Source organism: Paraburkholderia podalyriae (genome assembly GCF_014397785.1).
Taxonomy (GTDB): domain Bacteria; phylum Pseudomonadota; class Gammaproteobacteria; order Burkholderiales; family Burkholderiaceae; genus Paraburkholderia; species Paraburkholderia podalyriae.
Window position 1 is genome coordinate 102,684 of the sequence record NZ_VZQQ01000002.1, and the last position, 22,372, is coordinate 125,055.

The window sequence follows — 22,372 nt, forward strand, 5'->3', positions numbered from 1 at the left end:
GCGCCGTATCGCTTTATCCGCACAAACCGGTCAGGCTCTCGCCTGATAGGCGTTGCACCATCCCGCGCCGCTCACCTGCTTCGCACCGAACAGCGCGCAAAGCGCGCTCGTGTCGGCTGGCTTGCCCTGATAGAACTGGCAATTCGAGCAGCGCTGGGTGGCGCTGAAGCGCGGATATTTCGCGTGATCGACGCGCGATGCGTCGGTCCGGTAGCCGAGCGCCTGCGCGGCCGGATCGCTTTCCTGAAGCTGCGTGGGCGCGGCCCACGCCGTGCCGCCGGTCATTGCCAGCGCCGCGGCGCCAACGGTATGCACAATGAAATTTCGTCGATTGGTTCGCATGTTCAATACACTCCTTTCACGACACCAGAACACGTTGCGGCGGCGCCATAAACTCCGGGCCTACCGGGTCCTTGACGAATTGCGAGACGATCGCGTCGATTTGCGCGAAGGCCTTGTCGTCGAGTCGCCAGCCGAACGCGGCTTCGAGTCCGTCCAGTTGCGACGGACGGCGCGCACCCCACAGCGCGATCGTCGGGCCGCGGTCCAGCACCCAGCGCACGGCAAGCGCAAGCACCGACTTGTCGAAGTTATCGCGCGCGAAGACGTTCAGTGCTTTCACAGCGTCGACATACTGCTGACGACGCGGCGCACGGAACTTCGGGTCATGTTGACGCAGATCGTCGCCCTCGAAACGCGTGTCGGCGCCGATGCGCCCCGCCAGCAATCCGCGGCACAGTGCGCCATAGGCGAGTGCAACCAGCCCATGCTGTTTCACATAAGGCAGCACGTCGCGGTCGATGTCGCGTTCAAACAGGTTATAAGGCGGCTGGGTGGTGGACAGCGGCGCCACGCGACGGAACGCGTCCATTTGCGCCGCAGAGAAATTGCTGACGCCGAGCGCGCGAACCTTGCCTTCCTTGCGCAGGTCGTCCAGCACCGCGGCCGTCTCTTCGATTGGCACGAGCGGATCGGGCCAGTGAACCTGGTACAGATCGATGTAATCTGTCCGCAAGCGCCGAAGTGTATCCTCTACTTCATGACGAATACGCTCCGGCGAAGCATTGCGAAATACCTTGCCGTCCTGCCATTCGAGAGCGACTTTAGTCGCGATGACTGCCTTATGGCGATATCCATCGGCCAGCGCTTTGCCGACGATTTCCTCCGACGCGCCGAAGCCGTACGCCGGCGCCGTGTCGATAAGGTTCACGCCGCTGTCGAGCGCCCGGCGGATCACCGCAATCGAGTCCTTCTCATCCGTGCCGCCCCACATCCATCCGCCGATCGCCCACGTGCCCAGGCCGATACGCGATACAGGCGTCGATAAACCCTCAACTTCAATTGTTTCAATAGTCATGCGATGCTCTCTGGTTAAAGCGCCGCATCCATGTCGAATGCGGTCCGAGAAAATGCGACGTGCCCAAAGGACGGGCAGGCGAGTCGATTATTTCAGCCGCATCCGGCGATCACAAGAAGGCACCTGAAGGTTCCATACTTTCCCCATGGAAACAAATTGCTACGACGGCCCTCACGCCGCCGAGAACCCACAGAAGAAAACCGATGACCTCGCGCGCAACGTCATCGAGCAGATCGCCGACAAGTGGACGATCCTCGTGATCGACGCGCTGGGCACCCATGGCGAGATGCGTTTCTCGCGGCTACGCGACGAGGTGGGGGGCGTCAGTCAGAAGATGCTCACGAAGACCTTGCGGCAACTCGAGCGCGACGGTCTCGTCACGCGCTATGTGCATCCCGTGATACCGCCTCGTGTCGACTATCAGTTGACGCCGCTAGGACGCAGTCTGCTCGACAAGATCTGTGGGATCTGGGACTGGGTGGAAGCGCATATGACGGAAATGGAATCGGCGCGACGGCAATTCGATCTCGGCGAAAAGCGTACCGATCGCGCGCCTTCGAACCGGGACGCGGGGTCCGGCTCGGAAACCCGCCTGGAATAGCCGAACGCGTTGGCAGCGCGCTTGCCATGGGTGGTCGAGTCGCCGGTGTCTTCCTGAACCGTCTCGAGAGACGCGAGGCCGGCCACGATCGATAGATCGCGCGTGAGTCCTCACGTCACCGCAAGCTCGAATCGACGCCCACATAACGGAACGGTAATCCAGCCGACCGCGCCCCGTAAGGGCTCCACCATCAGACTCCTGAGTCGAGAAGCCCGCGTCACGCGCTCTGACAGCGCGGGAACGCCGTGCCTTCATGGCCTCATTTCAGGAACCCGTCATGTGGATTGTCCGGCTCGCGCTGCGCCGCCCTTATACCTTCGTGGTCCTTGCGGTGCTGATCCTTATCGTCGGCCCGCTTGCGATACTGCGCACGCCGACCGATATCTTCCCGAACATCGATATCCCGGTGGTCAGCATCGTCTGGACGTACAACGGCTTTTCCGCCCAGGACATGGCCAATCGCATCACGTCGAATTACGAGCGCGCGCTGAGCTCGGACGTCGACGACATCGAGCATATCGAGTCGCAATCGCTGAACGGCGTCTCGGTGGTGAAGATCTTTTTCCATCCGGGCGCGGACATCAATCGCGCGATCGCCGAGGCAGCGTCGAACTCCGCATCGATCCTGCGCGTGCTGCCGCCCGGCACGCTGCCGCCCAACATCATTACCTATAACGCGTCGACGGTGCCGATCCTGCAACTCGGCCTCTCCAGCGACACGCTCTCCGAACAGCAGCTCTACGACCTCGGCAACAGCCAGATCCGCACGCAACTGGCGACGGTACAAGGCGCGTCGGTGCCGCTGCCGTTCGGCGGCAAGGTCCGGCAGATCATGGTCGATATCGACCCGCGCGCATTGCAAGCCAAAGGCCTCGCGCCGATCGACGTGGTCAATGCCGTCAACGCGCAGAACCTGATCCTGCCGGGCGGCACCGCGAAGATCGGCACGAAGGAATACAACGTGCAGATGAACGGCAGCACGGACACCGTAGCCGCGCTCAACGATCTGCCCATCAAGACGGTGGCGGGCGGCGTGGTGTATGTGCGCGACGTCGCCCAGGTGCGCGATGGCTACGCGCCGCAAACCAACATCGTGCGCAGCGACGGCAAACGCGCCGCGCTTCTGACCATCGAAAAGTCCGGCAGCGCGTCGACGCTCACCATCATCCAGCAGGTCAAGGCGATGCTGCCGCATATCGTGGCCGTCTTGCCGAGCGCGCTGCACGTCACCGCACTGTCGGATCAATCGGTGTTCGTGAAGTCGGCCGTCGTGGGCGTGGCGCGCGAAGCGCTGATCGCCGCCGCCCTCACCGCGTTGATGATCCTGCTTTTTCTCGGCAGTTGGCGCGCCACGCTGATCATCGCGGTGTCGATTCCGCTCGCGGTGCTGACCTCGCTGATCGCGCTGTCCGCGCTTGGCCAGACCATCAACATCATGACGCTTGGCGGCCTCGCGCTCGCCGTTGGGATTCTCGTCGACGACGCCACGGTCGCCATCGAAAACATCACGCATCATCTGGAGAACGGCGAGCCGCTGCACGACGCGATCCTGAACGGTTCCGGCGAAATCGCGGTGCCGACGTTCGTATCGACGCTGTCGATCTGCATCGTGTTCGTGCCGATGTTTCTGCTCTCAGGCGTGGCGCGCTATCTGTTCGTGCCGCTCGCCGAGGCGGTGGTGTTCGCCATGATCGCGTCGTACTTTTTCTCGCGCACCCTGGTGCCGACGCTCGCGATGTACCTGATGCGCGCACGCAGCAACGCGCTGGTGGCGGGCAATGGACCGATTGCGCGCCTGATCCGCTTTCAGGCCGCCTTCGAACATCGCTTCGAGCGGCTGCGCGAACGCTATCGCGGCGTGCTCGGCGCGGCGATAGCGAGTCCGCGGCGGTTCATCGCGATCTTCCTGCTGTTATGCATCGGCTCGCTCACGCTGGTGCCGTTTGCGGGCCGCGATTTTTTCCCCGCCGTCGATACTGGCGAGATCCGCCTGCATCTGCGTGCGCCGACCGGCACGCGGATCGAAGACACCGCGCGCCTCACCGATGAAGTCGAAGCGCGTGTGCGCAGCATGATTCCGAAGCAGGAACTCTCGGCGATGCTCGACAATATCGGCGTGCCGGTGAGCGGGATCAATCTGACCTACGACTCATCGGACCCGATCGGCCCGGAAGACGCCGACGTGATGATCACACTCGCGGCGAAGCACAAACCGACCGCTCAATATGTGGCAAGACTGCGCACGACGCTCGCCAAGGACTTCCCTGGTGTCACGTTCGCCTTTCTGCCCGCCGACATCGTCAGCCAGATACTCAACTTCGGGCTGCCCGCGCCGATCGATATCCAGATCGTCGGCAACCGGCTCGACGCCAACCGCGTCGTGGCGAACCGCCTGCTCGCGCAACTGCGCGGCGTGCGCGGTCTCGTCGATGCGCGTATCCAGCAGCCCGGCGATGCCCCCGCGATCAACGTCAACGTCGATCGTACCCGCGCGATTCAGGCCGGCCTGCTGCAACGCGACGTGTCGCAGAACCTGCTGATCGCGCTGTCCGGCAGTTCGCAGACCACGCCGAATTTCTGGCTCGATCCGCACAACGGCGTGAGCTATCCGCTGATGGCGATGATGCCGCAGTACGACATCAACTCGTTGCAGGCGCTCGCCAACATTCCGGTCGCGCAAACCGGAGGCACCGGGTCCGGCGTGATGACCACGGCCGCAAACACGGGCGGTCCGGCGCCGCAAAACCTGCTCGGCGCATTGAGCACACTGACACGCGTCACCCAGCAAGCCGTCGTCTCGCACTACAACGTGCAGCCGGTGCTCGACATTTTCGCGTCGACGCAAGGACGCGACCTCGGCGGCGTGGCAGCGGACGTCACCCGGCTCGTCGATCAGATCCGACCGCAATTGCCGCCTGGCGCGTCGATCGTCATGCGCGGCCAGGTGCAGGCGATGCACGACTCGTTCAGCGGTCTTGCGAGTGGCCTCGTGTTTGCGATCGCCCTGGTCTACCTGCTGATGGTCGTCAATTTCCAGTCGTGGCTCGACCCGTTCATCATCATCAGCGGCTTGCCGGGCTCGCTCGCGGGCATCGCATGGATGCTGTTCAGCACCGGCACTCGCCTGAGCGTGCCGGCACTCACCGGGACGATTCTGTGCATCGGCATCGCCACGGCCAACAGCATTCTCGTGATCAACACCGCGCGCGAATTTCACCACGGCGGTAAGCCGCCGCTGCGGGCCGCGCTCGAAGCCGGTTTCAGCCGCTTCCGTCCAGTGCTGATGACCGCGCTCGCCATGCTGATCGGGATGCTGCCGATGGCGCTCGGCCTCGGCGATGGTGGCGAACAGAACGCGCCGCTCGGACGCGCCGTGATCGGCGGCCTCGCGCTCGGCACGGTGTCGACCTTGCTGTTCGTCCCGGTCGTCTACGGGATGGTGCATGCATGGCTCGACAAACGCCGCGCGGCGCGCATCGACAGGCAAGAATCCGGCGTTCCCGCCCGCACTCATTGATTCCGACGAGACCTCGCCCATGAACGATTCATCCCTTCCGCCCGACCTTGGCGCGCGCTCCGAAGCGTCCGCCGAGACGGCGGAGACCGCCGACACCGCGCGTTTGCATAGCGCCAAGGAAACCCGGCATGCCGGCGCCACGCCGGCAGCGGCCGCCAGGATGAACGCGCGCCGCCGCCTCTGGCCGCTTGCGTTGACCGGACTTGCCGCGGCGTTGCTGATCGTCGGCATCGTGCCGCGTCTCGATGCACGCGCCTCGCTCACGCAACAGACGCAGGCGCAAAGCATGCTCAATGTCTCGGTCGTCACACCGCGCGCCGCGCCGGCCGTCCACGAACTGCTGCTGCCCGGCGCGGTTACGCCGTTCGCGGAAGCATCGATCTACGCGCGCACGAGCGGCTACCTCGCGCACTGGAACACCGACATCGGTGCACAGGTGAAAAGCGGTCAGACGCTCGCGACCATCGAAGCCCCCGAACTGGATGCGCAATTGCGCCAGGCCCGTGCCGACGAAGCCACCGCGCAGGCCAACTTCGACTTCGCGAAGACTACCGCGCAGCGCTGGCAGGCCATGCTGAAGACACAATCGGTCGCGCAGCAGGACGCCGACACCAAGGTCAGCGACATGGAAGCGCGCCGCGCGATGCTCGCGTCGACGCAGGCCAACGTCGCGCATCTGGCCGAGCTTGTCTCATACGAGAAGATCACCGCGCCGTTCGACGGCGTGATCACGGCGCGCAACGTCGACGTCGGCGCGCTGGTTACGGCGGGCGGCACGCCGGGCACCGCGGGCATGTCGGGCGAGCTGTTCCACATCCAGCAGACCGGCGTGCTGCGGGTCTTCGTCGATGTGCCGCAGAACGACGCGCCGTATGTCACGCCGGCGACCGGCGTGTATCTCACCGCCCAGCAGTATCCGGGCCGCCGCATCGCCGCGAAGGTGGCGCGCAGCACCGATTCGATCGATCCGTCGAGCCGCACGCTGCGCGTCGAGATCGACGTCGACAACAAGGATGGCGCGCTGATGCCCGGCGCTTACACGCAGGTGCATCTGCAATTGCGATCGACCATGCCGGCGCTCGACCTGCCGGTCAGCGCCTTGCTGTTCCGGCCGGACGGCGTGACGGTCGCCGTGGTCGATAGCAACGGCCGTGCGCTGCTCAAGACCGTGCATATCGGCCGCGATTTCGGCACGCACGTGGAAATCACCGCAGGCCTCGCCGCCACCGACCGCGTGATCGACAACCCCGGCGATTCGCTGAACACCGGCCAGATCGTGCAGATCGCGCCGGCCATGCCTGGCTAAGTGCATCGTCACAGAAAGGATTCACTGATGGTTTCCCTGTCTCTTTCACGGCCGGTGCAGCGCCGCACGTTGGTGGCCGGGATGATCGGCGCGCTGCTCAGCGCGTGCTCGACCTTGCCCTCCTATCAGCGCCCGAGCGCCGAGATTCCCGCGCAATATGCGGGCGCCGCACCCGGCTGGGCGCAGGCCGCACCGGCTGACGCCACGCCGCGCGGCCCATGGTGGACGATCTTCAACGATCCGGTGCTGAATCAACTCGAAGCGCGTATCGACGTGTCGAACCAGACCGTGCGCAAGGCGGTCGCGCAGCTCCAGCAGGCGCGGTCGATGGTGGACTATCAGCGCGCCGGCTTTTTCCCGACGATTACCGCTGGGGTCGCGCAGGATCGCTCGCGGACCTCGCAGAATGTCGAAGGCAAATCGCTCGCGGGCAAGACCGTGCCGGACTATTCGGCGGGCGTGTCGGCGAGCTGGGAGCCGGATCTGTTCGGACGCGTGCGCGATAGCGTGAACGGCGCGCAGGCCGACGCCCAGGCGAGCGAAGCCGACCTCGAAGGCGTGCGCCTGTCGATGAGCGCGGATCTCGCCGCCGACTATTTCTCCCTGCGCTCGCTCGACACGCAGAAGAAGCTGCTCGACGACAGCGTGAGCGCCTACGCGGCCGCGTTGAAACTGCTGCAGCAGCAACTGCAAAACGGTGCGATCGATGCGTCCGCGGTCGCCCAGGCCACGACGCAACTCGAAGCGACGCGCACGCAGGACACCGACATCGACGTGACCCGCGCACAACTGCAGCATGCGATTGCCACGCTGACCGGCGAGCCGGCTTCGAGCTTCGCGCTGCCGCCGAACGGCTCGGCTGTCACACCGCCCGCGATTCCGGTCGGCTTGCCGTCTCAATTGCTGGAGCGTCGCCCCGACATCGCCGCCGCCGAACGGCGCGTGGCGTCGGCCAATGCGCAGATTGGCGCCGCGCAGGCGGCGTTCTTCCCGGATCTGGTGCTGTCGGCGAGCGCGGGACTGGAAAGTACCTTTTTCGCACCCTGGCTGAGTGCGCCGAGTCTGTTCTGGTCGCTCGGCCCGCAACTGGCCGGCACGCTGTTCGACGGCGGCAAGCGCCGCGCCACCCTGCACGGCGCGACGGCGCAATACGACGGCGCGGTCGCGGACTATCGCCAGTCGGTGCTGGTGGCGTTCCAGCAGGTCGAGGACAATCTGTCCGCCTTGCATTCCCTTGCCGACGAAGCCGCCAGCCAGCAGCGCGCTACCACGGCCGCTGAACTGTCGTTGCGGCTCACGACGAACCGTTTCAACGCGGGCGCGGTCAGCTATCTCGACGTGGTCACGGCGCAGACGATTGCGTTGACGAATCAGCGTGTCGCCGATCAGATCGCCGCACGGCGGTTGGAGTCGAGTGTGTTGCTGTTGAAGGCGTTGGGTGGGACGTGGGGTGAGGGCAAGCGTGCGGCCGGGTCTGTGTAAGCCCCCTGGATACCCTTCACCCGCCCCGCCGAAATACCAGCACAAAGCGCGTACTCCGTGCATCGCTCTGCGCATGCACCGAGCCGCCGTGCAACTCCATGATCGTGCGCACGATGGCAAGCCCGAGTCCCGTCGATCCCGTCGAGCCTCGCGACGAGCCCGATGACGGCAGCGAGCTGCGTGATGGATCGATGCGATAGAAGCGGTCGAAGATCCGATCGAGATGTTCGGCGGCAATAGGCTGCCCTTCATTCGACACGGTCACCCGCACCGCGTCGGCCGATGCGCTCGCGTCCAGCACGATCTCGCCGCCTTGCGGCGTATAACGAATGGCATTGGCCAGCAGATTGCTCACCGCGCGGCGAAACAGTTCGAGATCCGCCGTCAAGCTGGCCGTGCCGCTGACCCGCACACGCACTAGCGCCTCTTCGGCAATCCCTTCGAAGTACTCGGCGATATGGCGCAACTCTCGCGCCGCATCGAACTCACGCATGTGCTTGACGAACTGCGGATGTTCAGCGCGCGCCAGAAACAGCACGTTCTCGATCATTCTCGACAGCCGGTCGCACTCTTCCAGATTCGAGGCGAGCAGCGACTGGTATTCATCGACGGAACGCGGCCGGGCGAGCGCCACTTCGGCGGCGCCGCGCATGTTGCTGAGCGGCGTGCGCATGTCGTGCGCGAGGTCGGCGGTGAAACGCGACAAACGCTGAAACCCGTGGTCGACGCGCTCGAGCATGGCGTTCAGCGACGCCACCAGCGTCTCGAGTTCGCTCGGCACACGCGCCACCGCGATCCGCGTATTGAGGCGATTCACCGTGACCAGGCTCGCGCTAGCCGCGATGTCGCGCAACGGCCGCAGCGCGGCGCGGATTAGCAGATAACCGAGCAGCATCGCCAGCATCACGCCGGCTACGCCCGCCAGGTGAAGCCTGTCGCGGTAACCGTCCAGCAGCAGCCAGCGGTCGCTCATGTTGCGCGCCACCAGCACGCTCGCCGTTTCGCCGTCACGCAGCCGCGCGTCGGTGAGAATGCCGCGAATCGGCGCGCCGTTGCGGCCGGTCCACTCGCCGATATCAGCCTCGGTGATACGCGCCGAAGCCGCAACGCGCGCGAGCGCCGGCAACGCGGCGAGCGTCGCCGCGCCGCTCGCCACATTGGGCACGGCAAAAGTCCCGCCGATGTTGTGTTCGACTGCCCGGTTGCCATCGGGATCGAACACTTCCATCGACATGGCCTGGTTGCCGAGCACGATGCTGATCAAACGGTCGCTATGCTCGCGAATGCCCTTCGACGTCTCCAACTCTTCCGCAAGCCGCCGTGCGTGGCGCGCGGCAAGCACGATGTCGAGATTGTCCTGCGCCTTGATCTGCTTTTCGAGCGCGAGATACAGAAAGCTGCCGACCAGCACGAAAACCGCCAGCGTCGTGGCGCCGAAGGCAAGCGCGAGCGTCGCGGCAAGCGAGTTGACGCGCATCAGGCCGTGTCCTTCAGTTCGAGCACATAGCCGACGCCGCGCACCGTGTGAATCAGCTTGATGGGAAAGTTGTCGTCGATCTTGGTGCGCAGCCGGCGAATCGCCACCTCGACCACATTGGTGTCGCTATCGAAATTCATGTCCCACACATACGACGCGATCTGCGTGCGGCTCAGCACTTCACCCTGACGCCGCGCGAGCAGTTGCAGCAACGAGAATTCACGTGGCGTGAGATCGATGCGCGTGCCGCCCCGCTTGACGCGGCGGCGGTACACATCCATCTCCAGGTCGCCCACCTTGACCAGTTCGCTTTCGCGCGGCGGCCCACGGCGCGCCAGCGTACGCACGCGCGCCAGCAGTTCGACGAACGCAAAAGGTTTGACGAGGTAATCGTCCGCACCGAGCTCCAGGCCGCGCACGCGGTCGTCGATGTCGTCGCGCGCGGTGAGAAACAGCACCGGCGTGGCGCGCGTGCTGCGCAACGTCTTGACGACAGTCCAGCCGTCCATGCCGGGCAGCATCACGTCGAGCACGATCACGTCGTATTCTTCTTCCTGCGCGAGGATCAGCCCTTGCGGGCCATCGTTCGCGACGTCGACCGCGTAGCCGGATTCCTCCAGACCTTTCTTCAGATAGGCCGCTGTTTTTGGCTCGTCCTCGATCACCAGGATTCGCATCGGTTGCTCCGCTTGCGTTGACCATCAAATGATACCGTCAAGCACCCGGGCGGGTGATTACGATCCGGTAATGTTGCTGGAGGTCGTGAACGATGCCAGCGAAGGACACAGAGGCGCTAAAAAATGCGCATCGCGGCGAACAGTCAAAATGACAAAACGGTAATTTCCCCGCCACCTTTTCGACAGGGTCGTCACGGCAAGATCTCATGCAAGCATCACTCAGACGATAGACATGCCCTAGTCCCCAATGACCCTTCGTATCCGCGCGGGCATGCATGGGCAACGGTGCGACCGAGCGTCACGAAAAAACAATGCCGGCAAACGCGGCCGATGAGCGCGGGCATCATTCCATCGAAGTGTTCCATCCATGAATACTGTTCAGACGGAACTAACCAGTGATGCCACGCATCCATCAACGCATCAGCCGTTGGGACTGGCCGTATTGCTCAGGGCGGCAACGGCTGGAAACGATCTGACACCGTTCGGGCAAAGCCTGCTTGAGCACGTCACACACCATGACGACCCGTACGCGCTTCTCGATCTGTCGCTCGTACTGCAATTGAAGTATGAGAAGGAAGCCGCGATCGCCGTCCAGGCGCAGGCGATCCAGATGCGCAGGCACTATCGATTGAAGGACGCCCAAACACCTGGGCGTTCAGTCAAGGTGCTAATGCTCAAGGCTCCTGGCGATCTGATGGCGAACACGCCTTTCGAATGCCTGCTTGAGAACGCCGACCTGCAGATAGACGTCGTGTATGTCGACGCCCATCCACAGCCGGACATCAGTCTGCCCGAACATGACGTTATCTTCGTGGCCGCGTGCGCATCCGATGAAAACGCCGGCGTTCTTGCACAAATTGCGTCGCTAATCAGCGGCACACGTTGCCAGGTGCTGAACCAGCCGGAACGTATCGCGCACACGACGCGCGATGCAGCCTATACGTTGCTGGGAACGGTGCCCGGCATCTGCATGGCTCACACGGTACGCCTGCCACGCGAGCGGGTCCTCGAAGCGGCGTCGGGTGCATTCGAGCTGTCTGATCTGCTGAACGGACATTACCCGTTCATCATCCGGCCGACAGGATCGCACGCGGGACAGGGACTGGCAAAGGTGACTGACAGCCGGGAGCTCGCCCTATCCGTGAATGATTCCGCGGCCACGGAATTCTATGTGGCGCCTTTTATCGATTACTCCAGTACCGACGGCCTGTTTCGCAAATACCGGATCGTGATGATCGAGGGGAAGCCATTCGTGTGCCATATGGGCATTTCGAAAGAATGGATGGTTCACTATCCGTATGCAGAAATGCTCGCGCACCCCGAGCGTCGGGACGAAGAAGCGCACCTGATGGCGAGTTTCGACTCCGGTTTTGCAGTACGTCACAAAGAGGCGCTCCGGATGATCGCGGAATTAACCGGCCTCGACTACGTTGGATTTGATTGTGCCGAAACGGGGGATGACCGGCTGCTCATCTTTGAAATCGCCACTGCAATGGTCGTGCACGACATGGACGATCCGAACACCTTTCGTTACAAGCTGCCGCAAATGCGGCGGATATTCGACGCATTTGATCAGATGCTGCGCCGCACGTCCCCAAAGTCGTGCTGATCCAACCTGACGGCTTTCGAAGAACAATGAAATCCAATGCATTGAATTTCTCTGGTGGTCCCGGAGCGCTTCCGGAAACTGTACTGGAGCAGACTCGCCAGGCCGTGCTGGCCCTGCCGGAAACGGGCATCTCGGTGCTCGGCATGAGCCATCGCTCGGACTGGTTCCGCTCAATACTGAACGAAGCCCAACTGAATCTGCGCCACCTGCTCGGTATTTCCGACGACTACGCCGTTACGTTTCTGCAGGGGGGTAGCAGTCTGCAGTTCGCAATGATTCCAATGAACATTGCTGTCCATGACCTCTCACCGCCAGAATATGTGACATCGGGCTACTGGAGCGGCCGGGCGACGTCCGAGGCGGCCAAGGTGACGGCGAGAAAAGTTGCTTGGGATGGCAAGGCTTCCGGCTATCGGCAACTGCCTGAACTTCATGCATTGAATATATCCAGGTCGGCCGCCTAACTGCACTATGTGTCGAACGAGACTGTGGAGGGCTTGCAGTTTCCGGTTTGCGACGAACCGATACCAGTACCACTCATCGCGGACATGTCCTCTGACTTTTTGTCAAAGCCCTTCCGGCCCGACGTGTTCTCGATGATGTATGCCCACGCGCAGAAGAACCTCGGTCCCGCTGGGGTAACGGTTGCGGTGATCCAGCGTGCGCTTCTGGAACGGATTCCGGACGGACTGCCCGCCATTCTCGATTTCCGCACGCATATAACGCATGGCTCGAATTACAATACCCCGCCGGTGTTCGCAATCTATGTGCTGACGTTGATTACGCGCTGGCTGCGCTTCGATGTCGGTGGCTTGCAGGCGATGCAAAGCGTCAATGACAGAAAGGCGCGACGGTTGTACGAGACACTGGACGCTATGGAAGACACCATATCCATTCACGCGGACCACCGCTGGCGCTCACAAATGAACGTAGCCTTTACCTTCGGAGACCCCCGACTCGACGATGCGTTTATCCTTGGGGCCTGGGAACGAGGCATCATCGGGCTGGAGGGACATCGGTCAATTGGGGGGCTGCGCGCGTCGCTATATAACGCCGTTACCGAGCAGGCCGTCGACATGCTAAGCAATGCGCTCAAGGACTTCGGCGTGCAACGCGTCTGACCCATGCAGCGCTCGTAGGGCGAACGATCCATCACCGCTCGAAAACGGCTGCGCTCGCCGGCCAGTTGCGCGGTATTGACCTGAACAGATCGGACCGCTCATACAGCCGCCGATGCAAAGCGTGAGCACGACCGCAACGCATCGCGGCGCTAAACCCCGGCATAGTAGAGGCGACCGATTGCGACTGACGCCACCGCCAGACCGCGTATTCACGTTCGCGCGTGCTTCCTGTAAAGACTAGCCCTTCGCAAACCGCTCGATCCATTGCGAGAATGCGGCCATGAATTCCTCCAGAAACCGACTGGTTCCGGAATTGGTCAAGACGCCTTGCTCGTCAAACAGACTAGCCATGCCGCCTACGTATGCTTCAGGCGTGGACATCACGTTCACGCCAATACAAACCAACGACTGCCGAAGGTGATGGTTCGCACCGCACCCGCCCATTGCTCCCTGCGACGAGGTGACAACGGCCGCGGGTTTCCCTAACAATGCGCTTGCTCCGTGAGGCCGGGAGAGAACATCGACAGCATTCTTGAGCACGGCTGGAATGGAGCGGTTGTATTCCGGGGTAACGAACAGAACCGCATCCATCGCTGACACGTCGTTTCTGACAGCTTTCCAGGCTGCCGGCGTGTCGTCCTCGAGGTCCTGGTTGTATAAAGACAGCGCGCCTATCTCCACGATGTGCAGCGACAACCTTGGCGGTGCAATCTGCGCGAGTGAGTTGGCCAGCATGCGATTGAGGGACTTCTGGCGAAGACTGCCAATCAGTACAGCAACTTTATAAGGTTCCGACATGAGCGCTCCGTTGATGACAGAAGGGTGCGTTTGCGTTTGACGACATGCATCGCGCAAATGCCCCGGCTGAACATCAGGTTAGATCGGCGAGACAAACAACTCCATCCTACGAACGACATAGACCGCGCCTATAGGGGAATGGTTGTCTTATACCTGCGTATGGCGGCGTGACGGAAACAGCTCTCGGAACATGCCGCAAAGCACGAACAGCCGGTTGCTGGACTCTTCGGGATATACACACGTATGAGAACGCGGCGGTCTCGGAGGACTGCGGCAACCGTTCGTAGAATGGTCTTCTTTGCGGCGTCCGCCTTTCGTGTCATTCGAACGAATCTCGTGGCGCTAGCCTGCACCTCATCAACTGGCACGAATGGATCGTACTCGGCGAGCACGGCGCGACTACGACCGCCGCTATTCGCTCTCTATAGGGGACATTCATCCATCGCGAACCCTAAGACGAAAGTGTCATTGGCCACGATCCCTTGCGACGTCGCAGTACTCCGTAAGTGCAATGGCTGAACGCGGGACGCGCCGGTTAGCATGAGTCGTGTTCCATCCGCGTGCCTATGGAATCCTAACTTACGCGGATCAATCGTCCAACACCGCACCAGTTATCACCTTCTTCATCGGAGTGTCTCGAACATCACTCTTCCTTCGCGCCCGCAGCACCGCCGTGTTCCGCTGTTTGCTCTCGTGCTTGGTCTCCTGGCATCCGGAACAGCGCAAGCTGCGCCTGTAGACAACCCGCCCCCTCCGCCAGGCCAACCCAGTGCATTAATTGCAGATACCGAGTACACAACACGCCTGTTCGGCCGCACGCCGGTCGAGGAGGCCATTGCAGTAACGCGCCATGTGTACACGGCTTCCCTGGCACCGGCAGCGCCGGGCGAGGCCAACAAGGCGTCAGACCGCCCCTGGGCCGTCACCCTGCTGACCGCCGACGACGAGCTTGCCGGGATCAGCGCGACCGAACTGATCCATTTCCCCGACAATGCACCGGTTCTGTTTGTCGGTCCCAACGGGATTCCGCCGGAAACGATGGAGGAACTGCGCCGCCTGCATCCCGTCGGGATTGCGCGGCACGATGGTGTGCAGGTCTTCGCGGTCGGCGCCGCGGCCAATCCCGCGGTGATGCAGCAGCTCACCACGCTCGGACTGAAAGCGGAAGCGATCACGGCAGCGGACGACTTCGCGCTCGCCGACCGGATCGACGAGATCTACGGCCACATCGAGAACCCGGACACCGGGGTGCCGACGATGATGACCTCTGCAGCCGGGGGTGGCGCCGGGGTCATGGACGTGTTCGTCGGCTCGACGGAATCACCGGGCCTGATGCTGCCCATCACGCACTGGATCTCACACATGCCCGGTGCGGCGGTGTGGATCGATCCCAACGCGGATCATTTGCCGGGGCCAACGGTTGATGCACTGAAGCGGCGCATGGGCAAGGCCATTATTTACGTGATGGGCGGCCGGCAACAGGTGCCGGAGGCGCTCGTGCGGCAGTTGAACCGGTACGGCACGGTGGCGCGGATCACGAACGACGATGCGGTCGCGTTCAATGCACCGCCCGCCGACAACCCGATCGCTGAGAGCGTCGCGTTCGCGCGCATGTGGGACCCGATGGGGATGGTCGGGTGGAACGTGAACGGCGCCGGCCATGGCTTCACGCTGGTGAATGAGAGTGACTGGCAGGGCGCCGTCGGATCTGCGATTCTGTCGCATCTCGGCTTTCACGCCCCCCTGCTCCTGCTAAACGACCCGAACCGGCTTCCGGCGCCGGTCTCCGACTACTTTGCCGTGGTGCGCCCAACCTTCCTCGTTTCTCCCGGCGACGGCCCTTACAACATGGTGTATGTGGTCGGTGACTACGCGCGTATCTCGTGGCCCGTACAGGTTGGAGTGAACGCGTCGCAGGAGATGGCAAACCGCCACGACTCGGCCAATGGCAGCGTCTATATCGCACCGCGCTGAAGCGCGATGCGCTCCGGGCGCGAGCCACGCTACTGTTGTGGAGCAAGCTCACCGCCTTCGGCCGATCATACGCGGGTATAGGACACCTATTCCCAAGCAGGAGAAGTCCAGCCCGTTCGTAGAATGGCCGTGCTTATCTTGCAGGCATAACCTTCAGGCTGGTTTCTCGTTAAGAACCGACAAGCCGTATCAGCTATTAATGGTGGAAGCATATGCCTGATCAGTATCGTGACGACGCCCCCCTGGAATTCAGTCTCGGTCGGCGCAGGATAGTCGTGGGAGGTGCACTTCTTTTGGGTGGGTTTGCAGCCTTCCCGACGCTGTCGGCTACTTTGCCGGATGCCGCTTTGCCGGATGACCCCTTGACGCGATTCATGGATATCTCGTCGCTCCTGATTCCGCACCAACTGGATCGAGCCATCGGCAAAAGACTCGTTAGCGCCATGAGTGCGGCGACTCCGTCGCTTCCCGATCAGATCATCGAATTGCTAGCCATTGCAAGAAAGAAAAATGCGCGCGTCGTCGAAGACTTTTTCCCCGATATCCCGCAAGGCCCTTTGAAGGAGACCGCTCTTTCGATCATCAGCGCGTGGTACATGGGTGTACTCACCGACGCTCCAGGCGCGGAAGTCTTTGCGTACGAATTCGCGCTGATGTACCAGCCGACGGTCGACGTCATGACTATTCCGACCTACGCGAAATCGGGGCCGAACGGTTGGAACGCAATTGCGCCCCCATTGAGCGACATGCCGAAATTCTAAATGCGCGTTATTCGAAAACCAGAGGAGTTCCAGATGGCAAATGAATACAGCGCGGACGTCGTTGTGGTGGGAACGGGTGTGGTGGGTTGCCTGGTCGCGGAACACATGTTGGACGCAGGTCTGTCCGTGCTAATGCTCGAAGCAGGCCCGCGGGTTGACCGTTGGCGAATCGTGGAAAACTACCGCAATCTGCCTCCCAGTCTTCGGCTTCACTTCGACGCCCCCTACCCACCGAAACCGTGGGCCCCCCATCTGGAATCGAGCACCGACGCAGAGGCAGCCGAATATCTCCAACTGGAAGGTCCGGATGCCCGGGCCTTCCGCCAGGGCTACGTCCGCTATGCAGGAGGGGCCACCTGGCACTGGGCGGGTATTTGCTGGCGCATGGTACCGGACGATTTCCGCCTGAAAACTCTCTATGGGGTTGGACGTGACTGGGCTTTCGACTACCACGTACTCGAACCCTACTACACGCGCGCGGAATACGCGATGGGCGTCTGCGGTCCGGCTGAGCCCGCGCTGCAATGGCCACCGATACGCTCCAAGCCTTATCCAATGGGTCCGCTACCCTTTGGACCTGGAGAGCAGCGTTTTACCGAAGCCGCTGCCAGACTCGGACTGAAGAACCTCCCCGCGCCTCAAGCGCGCAACAGCGGCGTTTCATACGACGGACGGCCACCGTGTTGCGGCAACAATAATTGCTTTCCTGTTTGCCCCATTGCGGCCAAGTACGATGCGGCATCGGCCTTGCCGAAAATAGAGGCGAAAGGCGGCAGGATTCTGGTCAATGCAGTGGTCTACCGAATTGAGACCGACGCGAAGCATTCGGTTCAGGCGGTCCACTATTTTGATCCGAACAAGACTTCGCACAGAGTCACTGCCAGAGTCTTTGTGATCGCATGCAACAGCATAGAGACGCCGAAACTTCTACTGCTTTCGAAGGACGAGCATAACCCCAACGGAGTTGCCAACAGCTCCGATCAGGTGGGTCGCAACATGATGGATCAGCCCAAGCTGATCGCGGAAGTGACGCTTGCGGAACCACTGTGGACAGGGGTTGGACCGGTCCAGAACAGCAGCATCATGAACACATCGCAAGGCGACTTCCGCAGCCGCTACAGCGGCGCGATGATACGCATGGAGAATTTCGCCCGCAGCGGCATTGGCGGCGCCGCTGCATTGAAGAAAGGGCTGGTCGGCAAGGCCCTCGATGCCGAAATTCGACGGCTCTCTGCCTGCACCGCAAGGTTGACCATCGAACATGAGCCGCTCCCACAGGCACAAAATCGCGTGACCTTGTCGAGCAAGAGAGACTGGCTTGGCATCAATAAGCCAAACATCTACAACGACGTCGGGGACTATGTGCGTCGCAGCGCGAACGAATATACCGTGCCGCTGCTCAGACGCCTGGCCGCCGAACTTGGCGCCACTGACTTCCAGCTCTCCACTGAGTTTCTCAACAGCGATCACATCATGGGCGGCTGCATCATGGGCGCCGATCCCGCTACGTCGGTGGTGGATATCGACTGTCGTTCTCATGACCACCATAACCTGTTCTTGCCGGGCGGCGCGGCGATGACCACTGGAGGCAGCGGAAATAGCACCATCACCATGGCGGCCTTGGCACTGAAGGCGGCCGACAGTATTGTTGATCAACTCAAGCACGGCTAATCATGCGCAATTTCAGTCATCGTTTATGCCGCGTGCTGGTCCTGTTTGCCGGCTGCATGGCGGCTGCTTCTTCCTACGCCGCTGATGGCCCCACCGAGACCGCTGCGGTGATCAAACGCGGTGAGTATGTCGCCAAAGCTTCAGACTGCGCGGCGTGCCATACCACCGCGCAGGGCAAGCCTTTTGCAGGCGGGCTTCCTCTTGTTTCGCCGCTCGGCACGATCTACTCGACCAACATCACGCCGTCAAACGAATTCGGCATTGGCCGCTATACCGAAGAGCAGTTCTCCGAAGCTATCCGGCACGGGATCCGTGCAGACGGCGCAAACCTCTACCCCGCGATGCCCTATACGTCGTATTCGATCCTCACCGATGACGACGTACACGCGCTCTACACGTATTTCAGGTTCGGCGTGACGGCCGTGGACGTACGGGCGCCGGACACAAAGCTGCCGTTCCCAATGAACATACGCGCGTCGTTGAAAGTGTGGAACCTGCTGTTCCTGAACAAGAATACCTATCAGACAGATCCCCACCAATCCGCAGAATGGAACCGAGGCAGATATCTGGTACAGGGCGCCGCGCACTGCAGCGTGTGCCACACTCCGCGCGGTTTCATGATGCAGGAAGAAGCCGGACTGGAGCTCTCCGGTGGACAAGTCGGAACCTGGTACGCGCCTAACATCACGTCGGACACGGCAAGCGGTATTGGCAGTTGGACCAGGGAAGAACTGGTGGAGTACCTGCGCACCGGGCGGCTGCGCGGTAAGGCGCAGGCTGCGGGAGACATGGGTGAAGCGGTCGAGCACAGCTCCCAGTACCTGTCGGCGGCGGATGTGGACGCCATTGCGACTTATGTGAAGGGTATCCCTCCGATTCATGATTCACGAGACAGCGCGCCCCGCTTTACTGCGGGAAAGATGTCGTCTGAGCTCGCCACCTTGCGCGGTACGGACGGGATCCGGTCCGACAACGATGCCCATCCTACGGGCGCGGAATTATTTCAAGGCAATTGCGCTTCGTGTCATTCGGCCCAAGGTCAAGGCAGCAAAGATGGCTACTATCCCAGTCTGTTTCACAACTCCGCAACAGGATCGGTGAATGCCAACAACCTGATCGCCACGATACTTTACGGCGTAGATCGCACCACGTCCAAAGGGCAGGCATACATGCCTGGATTCGGAGGCAAGCCAACTGATTCCACCGCTCTAAGCGATGAGGAGATCGCCCTTGCGGGTAACTATGTCCTTGTTCACTATGGGCGCGCCGACATCCCTATCACCGCACAAGACGTTGCCGAGGTGCGCCGCGGCGGGCCCACGTCTCCGCTTCTTGCGCTCTCCCGCATCGGCATCGCGGCAGGGGTGGTCATCGTGCTCCTGATCCTGGCTTTTGTCATCGTCAGGAAAAGAAAGGCTGCCCACTGAGGTTCCAGCAGCGTATGCCTCTCGCACAATGCTGATGGGCGCCTTGGCGAAGACCACATGGCGGCAAATCATCGGACTGCCTGCTGAGACCTAGTCCATTCTCCAGTCACCAGCCCCGTCACAGCGACGACGGCGCGTTCCTTGCGAGGCGATGTGTATGAACCCGAGTGCGTTGGACCTTTCCAGACTGCAATTCGCTTTCACTGTCTCCTTTCACATCATCTTTCCAGCGCTCAGCATCGGCCTTGCAGGCTTCCTCGCTGTGCTCGAGTTCGCCTGGCTGAGAACCGGTAAGCAGCATTACAAAGATCTATGCCAGTACTGGTCGAGGATTTTCGCAGTTGGATTTGGCATGGGCGTTGTCTCCGGCGTCGTGATGGCGTACGAATTTGGAACCAACTGGGCGGGCTTTTCCAAGTTCGCAGGCCCTGTTACCGGACCCTTGTTGACCTATGAAGTCATGACTGCCTTTTTCCTTGAGGCAGGATTCCTGGGCATCGCATTGTTCGGATGGGAGAAAGTCGGAAAGGGTCCCCATTTCTTCGCGACACTGATGCTGGCAGTCGGCACACTGACCTCTACCTTCTGGATTCTGGCTTCAAACAGCTGGATGCAGACCCCGCAAGGGATTACCGTTGAGAATGGCCACGTTGTCCCTCAAGACTGGTTTCAGATCATCTTCAATCCATCCTTTCCCTATCGACTGGCGCACATGGGTATAGCGGCATTCATTGCCGCTGCATTTCTCGTTGCAGCAACCGGCGCATTTCATCTGCTACGAGGAAGGCGCGACCCCGCCATCAAATCTTCGTTCTCCATGGCGCTATGGTTGCTTATGATCTTCACCCCTATACAAGCCCTTGTGGGCGACCAACACGGTTTGAACACTCGCAAGTACCAGCCTGTCAAGATCGCTGCGATTGAAGGTTTGTGGGAAACGGAGCAAGGCGGTACCGCGTTGAACCTCGTTGGCTTTCCCGACATGAACGCCGAAGAAACCCGGTACGCCGTCAAGATTCCGCATCTGGGGAGTCTTATTCTCACGCATAGCTGGAACGGCGTGATCCGTGGAATGAAGGATTTCCCAAAGGAAGACCGGCCGAACTCCTCGATCATCTTCTGGAGCTTCCGCATCATGGCCGGGCTCGGCATGCTGATGATACTGACAGCGCTTCTAGGCGTGCTCTTGCGACGCGGTGGGCGCCTTTATGAAAATCGATGGTTCCAAAGGCTGATGGTCATTATGGGACCGTCTGGCTTCATCGCCCTGATAGCCGGCTGGATTACGACAGAGGTCGGTCGTCAACCGTGGGTGGTCTATGGATATTTCCGCACGTCGCAGGCAGTCTCTCCCATTACCCCCCAGGAAGCAGGAGTCTCACTACTGATCTTCGTCACGGTGTACAGCCTCGTGTTCGGGACCGGAATCTATTACATCCTGAAGCTCATCCGACTCGGGCCGCCGTTCCCCGACTCCAGGTCGCATACGCCACACCGTGGCCTCGATGAAGAACTGAGCGGTCGTCGCCCCCTCGCAGCAGCGGCAGACTAACTGTCCGCCGTTCCGAACATATAGGAGCATCAAATGGACGTCACGGTGATTTGGGCGGCGATCATTGCCCTTGGTCTGTTCATCTATGTGGCCCTTGATGGCTTCGATCTAGGGATAGGCCTCATCTTTCCATTTTTCCCCCTCGACGCCGAGCGCGATCTGATGATGCACTCGATCGCGCCTGTGTGGGATGGCAATGAAACCTGGCTCGTCCTCGGCGGTGCGGCCTTGTTTGCAGCATTCCCAACCGTCTACTCGGTTGCTCTCTCGGCTCTGTATCTGCCGATCGTTTTTATGCTCGTTTGCCTGATCTTTCGTGGCGTGTCATTCGAAATCCGGGAAAAGGCAAATCGGACGAGGAATTTGTGGAACCTCGCGTTCATAGGCGGCTCGGCCGGTGCGACGTTCTTCCAAGGCACGATCTTAGGGTCCTATCTGCACGGAATTCCCGTATCGAATGGCGTATTCTCCGGCGACCCGTTCTTCTGGGTGACACCATTCAGCTTCTTTACCGGTATGGGCCTGATGGCGACCTATGCACTGCTTGGCGCCACCTTTCTCGTACTCAAAACCGAAGGTGATCTTCAACGCCGTATGCACAGACTTGTATGGCCACTGACTCTCGTACTCCTCGTCTTCATCGTCGCTGTAACTGTATGGACGCCGCTTGCGGATTCGCAGGTTGCATCGCGATGGTTTGATTCGAGCTTCCGGATCCGTCTTCATCCGGTACCGGTTCTGGTCGCGATCGTCGCCGTGTTGATGTTCAAGGCAGTCGTGCAGCGCCGAGACAGCGCTCCATTCATACTCGCACTGCTTCTGGTTCTTCTCGGTTACATCGGCTTGCTTGTGAGCATCTGGCCGTTCGCCATCCCGAACTCGATGACGCTCTGGGAAGGCGCGGCACCTCATTCAAGCCTGACCTTTACGCTGATCGGTGCGGTGATCATCATTCCCATCATTCTGGCTTACACGACCGCTGGCTACTGGGTATTCCGCGGCAAAGTTCACCGCGGCACGCATGACTAATGATCTTATAAAC

The 22,372-nt window shown here is 61.3% G+C and carries 16 protein-coding genes and 1 pseudogene; 12 read left to right on the top strand and 5 right to left on the bottom strand.

Annotated elements, in window-relative coordinates; translation table 11 throughout:
• Positions 1–30 precede the first annotated feature (30 nt).
• Both F6X42_RS02750 and F6X42_RS02755 read right to left on the bottom strand, forming a co-directional pair.
• The gene (locus F6X42_RS02750) at positions 31–342 is read right to left on the bottom strand and encodes a high-potential iron-sulfur protein (protein WP_187632736.1); all 312 of its coding nucleotides are present in this window, start codon (positions 340–342) and stop codon (positions 31–33) included.
• A gap of 16 nt (positions 343–358) precedes the next feature.
• Positions 359–1,357, bottom strand: a complete 999-nt coding sequence (locus F6X42_RS02755; RefSeq protein ID WP_184022522.1) for an aldo/keto reductase — start codon at positions 1,355–1,357, stop codon at positions 359–361.
• 145 nt (positions 1,358–1,502) lie between these two features.
• Here F6X42_RS02755 and F6X42_RS02760 point away from each other — a divergent pair, with 145 nt between their 5' ends.
• From F6X42_RS02760 to F6X42_RS02775, 4 genes are all read left to right on the top strand, one after another.
• Entirely contained in the window at positions 1,503–1,958 is a 456-nt protein-coding gene (locus tag F6X42_RS02760) for a winged helix-turn-helix transcriptional regulator (protein WP_187632737.1), read from the top strand.
• 277 nt (positions 1,959–2,235) lie between these two features.
• Positions 2,236–5,475, top strand: a complete 3,240-nt coding sequence (locus F6X42_RS02765) for an efflux RND transporter permease subunit (RefSeq protein WP_187632738.1) — start codon at positions 2,236–2,238, stop codon at positions 5,473–5,475.
• A gap of 19 nt (positions 5,476–5,494) precedes the next feature.
• A complete protein-coding gene (locus F6X42_RS02770; protein WP_187632739.1) occupies positions 5,495–6,781 on the top strand; it encodes an efflux RND transporter periplasmic adaptor subunit in 1,287 nt (428 codons plus the stop codon).
• 27 nt (positions 6,782–6,808) lie between these two features.
• Positions 6,809–8,263, top strand: a complete 1,455-nt coding sequence (locus F6X42_RS02775; protein WP_187632740.1) for an efflux transporter outer membrane subunit — start codon at positions 6,809–6,811, stop codon at positions 8,261–8,263.
• Between the two features lie 16 nt (positions 8,264–8,279).
• On the opposite strand, the gene F6X42_RS02780 is transcribed toward F6X42_RS02775, so the two are convergent.
• Together F6X42_RS02780 and F6X42_RS02785 are read right to left on the bottom strand one after the other, a co-directional pair.
• A complete protein-coding gene (locus tag F6X42_RS02780) occupies positions 8,280–9,740 on the bottom strand; it encodes a heavy metal sensor histidine kinase (protein ID WP_187632741.1) in 1,461 nt (486 codons plus the stop codon).
• Entirely contained in the window at positions 9,740–10,417 is a 678-nt protein-coding gene (locus F6X42_RS02785) for a heavy metal response regulator transcription factor (RefSeq protein WP_187632742.1), read from the bottom strand. The genes F6X42_RS02780 and F6X42_RS02785 overlap by 1 nt, the downstream gene beginning before the upstream one ends.
• Before the next feature lie 367 nt (positions 10,418–10,784).
• Between F6X42_RS02785 and F6X42_RS02790 the strand changes: the two genes are divergently transcribed.
• On the top strand, positions 10,785–12,026 hold the full coding sequence (locus F6X42_RS02790) for an ATP-grasp domain-containing protein (RefSeq protein WP_187632743.1): 1,242 nt from the start codon (positions 10,785–10,787) through the stop codon (positions 12,024–12,026).
• Between the two features lie 26 nt (positions 12,027–12,052).
• A pseudogene (gene serC / locus F6X42_RS02795) lies at positions 12,053–13,147 on the top strand (3-phosphoserine/phosphohydroxythreonine transaminase).
• Between the two features lie 237 nt (positions 13,148–13,384).
• Here the strand turns inward: serC and F6X42_RS02800 are convergent.
• Positions 13,385–13,945 carry an NADPH-dependent FMN reductase gene (locus F6X42_RS02800; RefSeq protein WP_187632744.1) on the bottom strand — a complete coding sequence of 187 codons (561 nt, stop codon included), beginning with the start codon at positions 13,943–13,945 and terminating at the stop codon, positions 13,385–13,387.
• Between the two features lie 852 nt (positions 13,946–14,797).
• Here F6X42_RS02800 and F6X42_RS02805 point away from each other — a divergent pair.
• From F6X42_RS02805 to cydB, 6 genes are all read left to right on the top strand, one after another.
• Entirely contained in the window at positions 14,798–15,919 is a 1,122-nt protein-coding gene (locus tag F6X42_RS02805; RefSeq protein ID WP_187632745.1) for a hypothetical protein, read from the top strand.
• Between the two features lie 212 nt (positions 15,920–16,131).
• Positions 16,132–16,680 (top strand): sorbitol dehydrogenase family protein, encoded by a 549-nt coding sequence (locus F6X42_RS02810; RefSeq protein WP_187632746.1) that lies wholly within the window; start codon positions 16,132–16,134, stop codon positions 16,678–16,680.
• 33 nt (positions 16,681–16,713) lie between these two features.
• The gene (locus F6X42_RS02815; RefSeq protein WP_187632747.1) at positions 16,714–18,351 is read left to right on the top strand and encodes a GMC family oxidoreductase; all 1,638 of its coding nucleotides are present in this window, start codon (positions 16,714–16,716) and stop codon (positions 18,349–18,351) included.
• A 2-nt stretch (positions 18,352–18,353) separates the two neighbouring features.
• Positions 18,354–19,778 carry a c-type cytochrome gene (locus tag F6X42_RS02820; protein ID WP_187632748.1) on the top strand — a complete coding sequence of 475 codons (1,425 nt, stop codon included), beginning with the start codon at positions 18,354–18,356 and terminating at the stop codon, positions 19,776–19,778.
• 151 nt (positions 19,779–19,929) lie between these two features.
• Positions 19,930–21,330 (top strand): cytochrome ubiquinol oxidase subunit I, encoded by a 1,401-nt coding sequence (locus tag F6X42_RS02825; protein ID WP_376776306.1) that lies wholly within the window; start codon positions 19,930–19,932, stop codon positions 21,328–21,330.
• A gap of 33 nt (positions 21,331–21,363) precedes the next feature.
• Positions 21,364–22,359, top strand: coding sequence for a cytochrome d ubiquinol oxidase subunit II (gene cydB / locus F6X42_RS02830; protein WP_187632750.1), 996 nt, complete (start codon positions 21,364–21,366; stop codon positions 22,357–22,359).
• Positions 22,360–22,372: the final 13 nt, after the last annotated feature.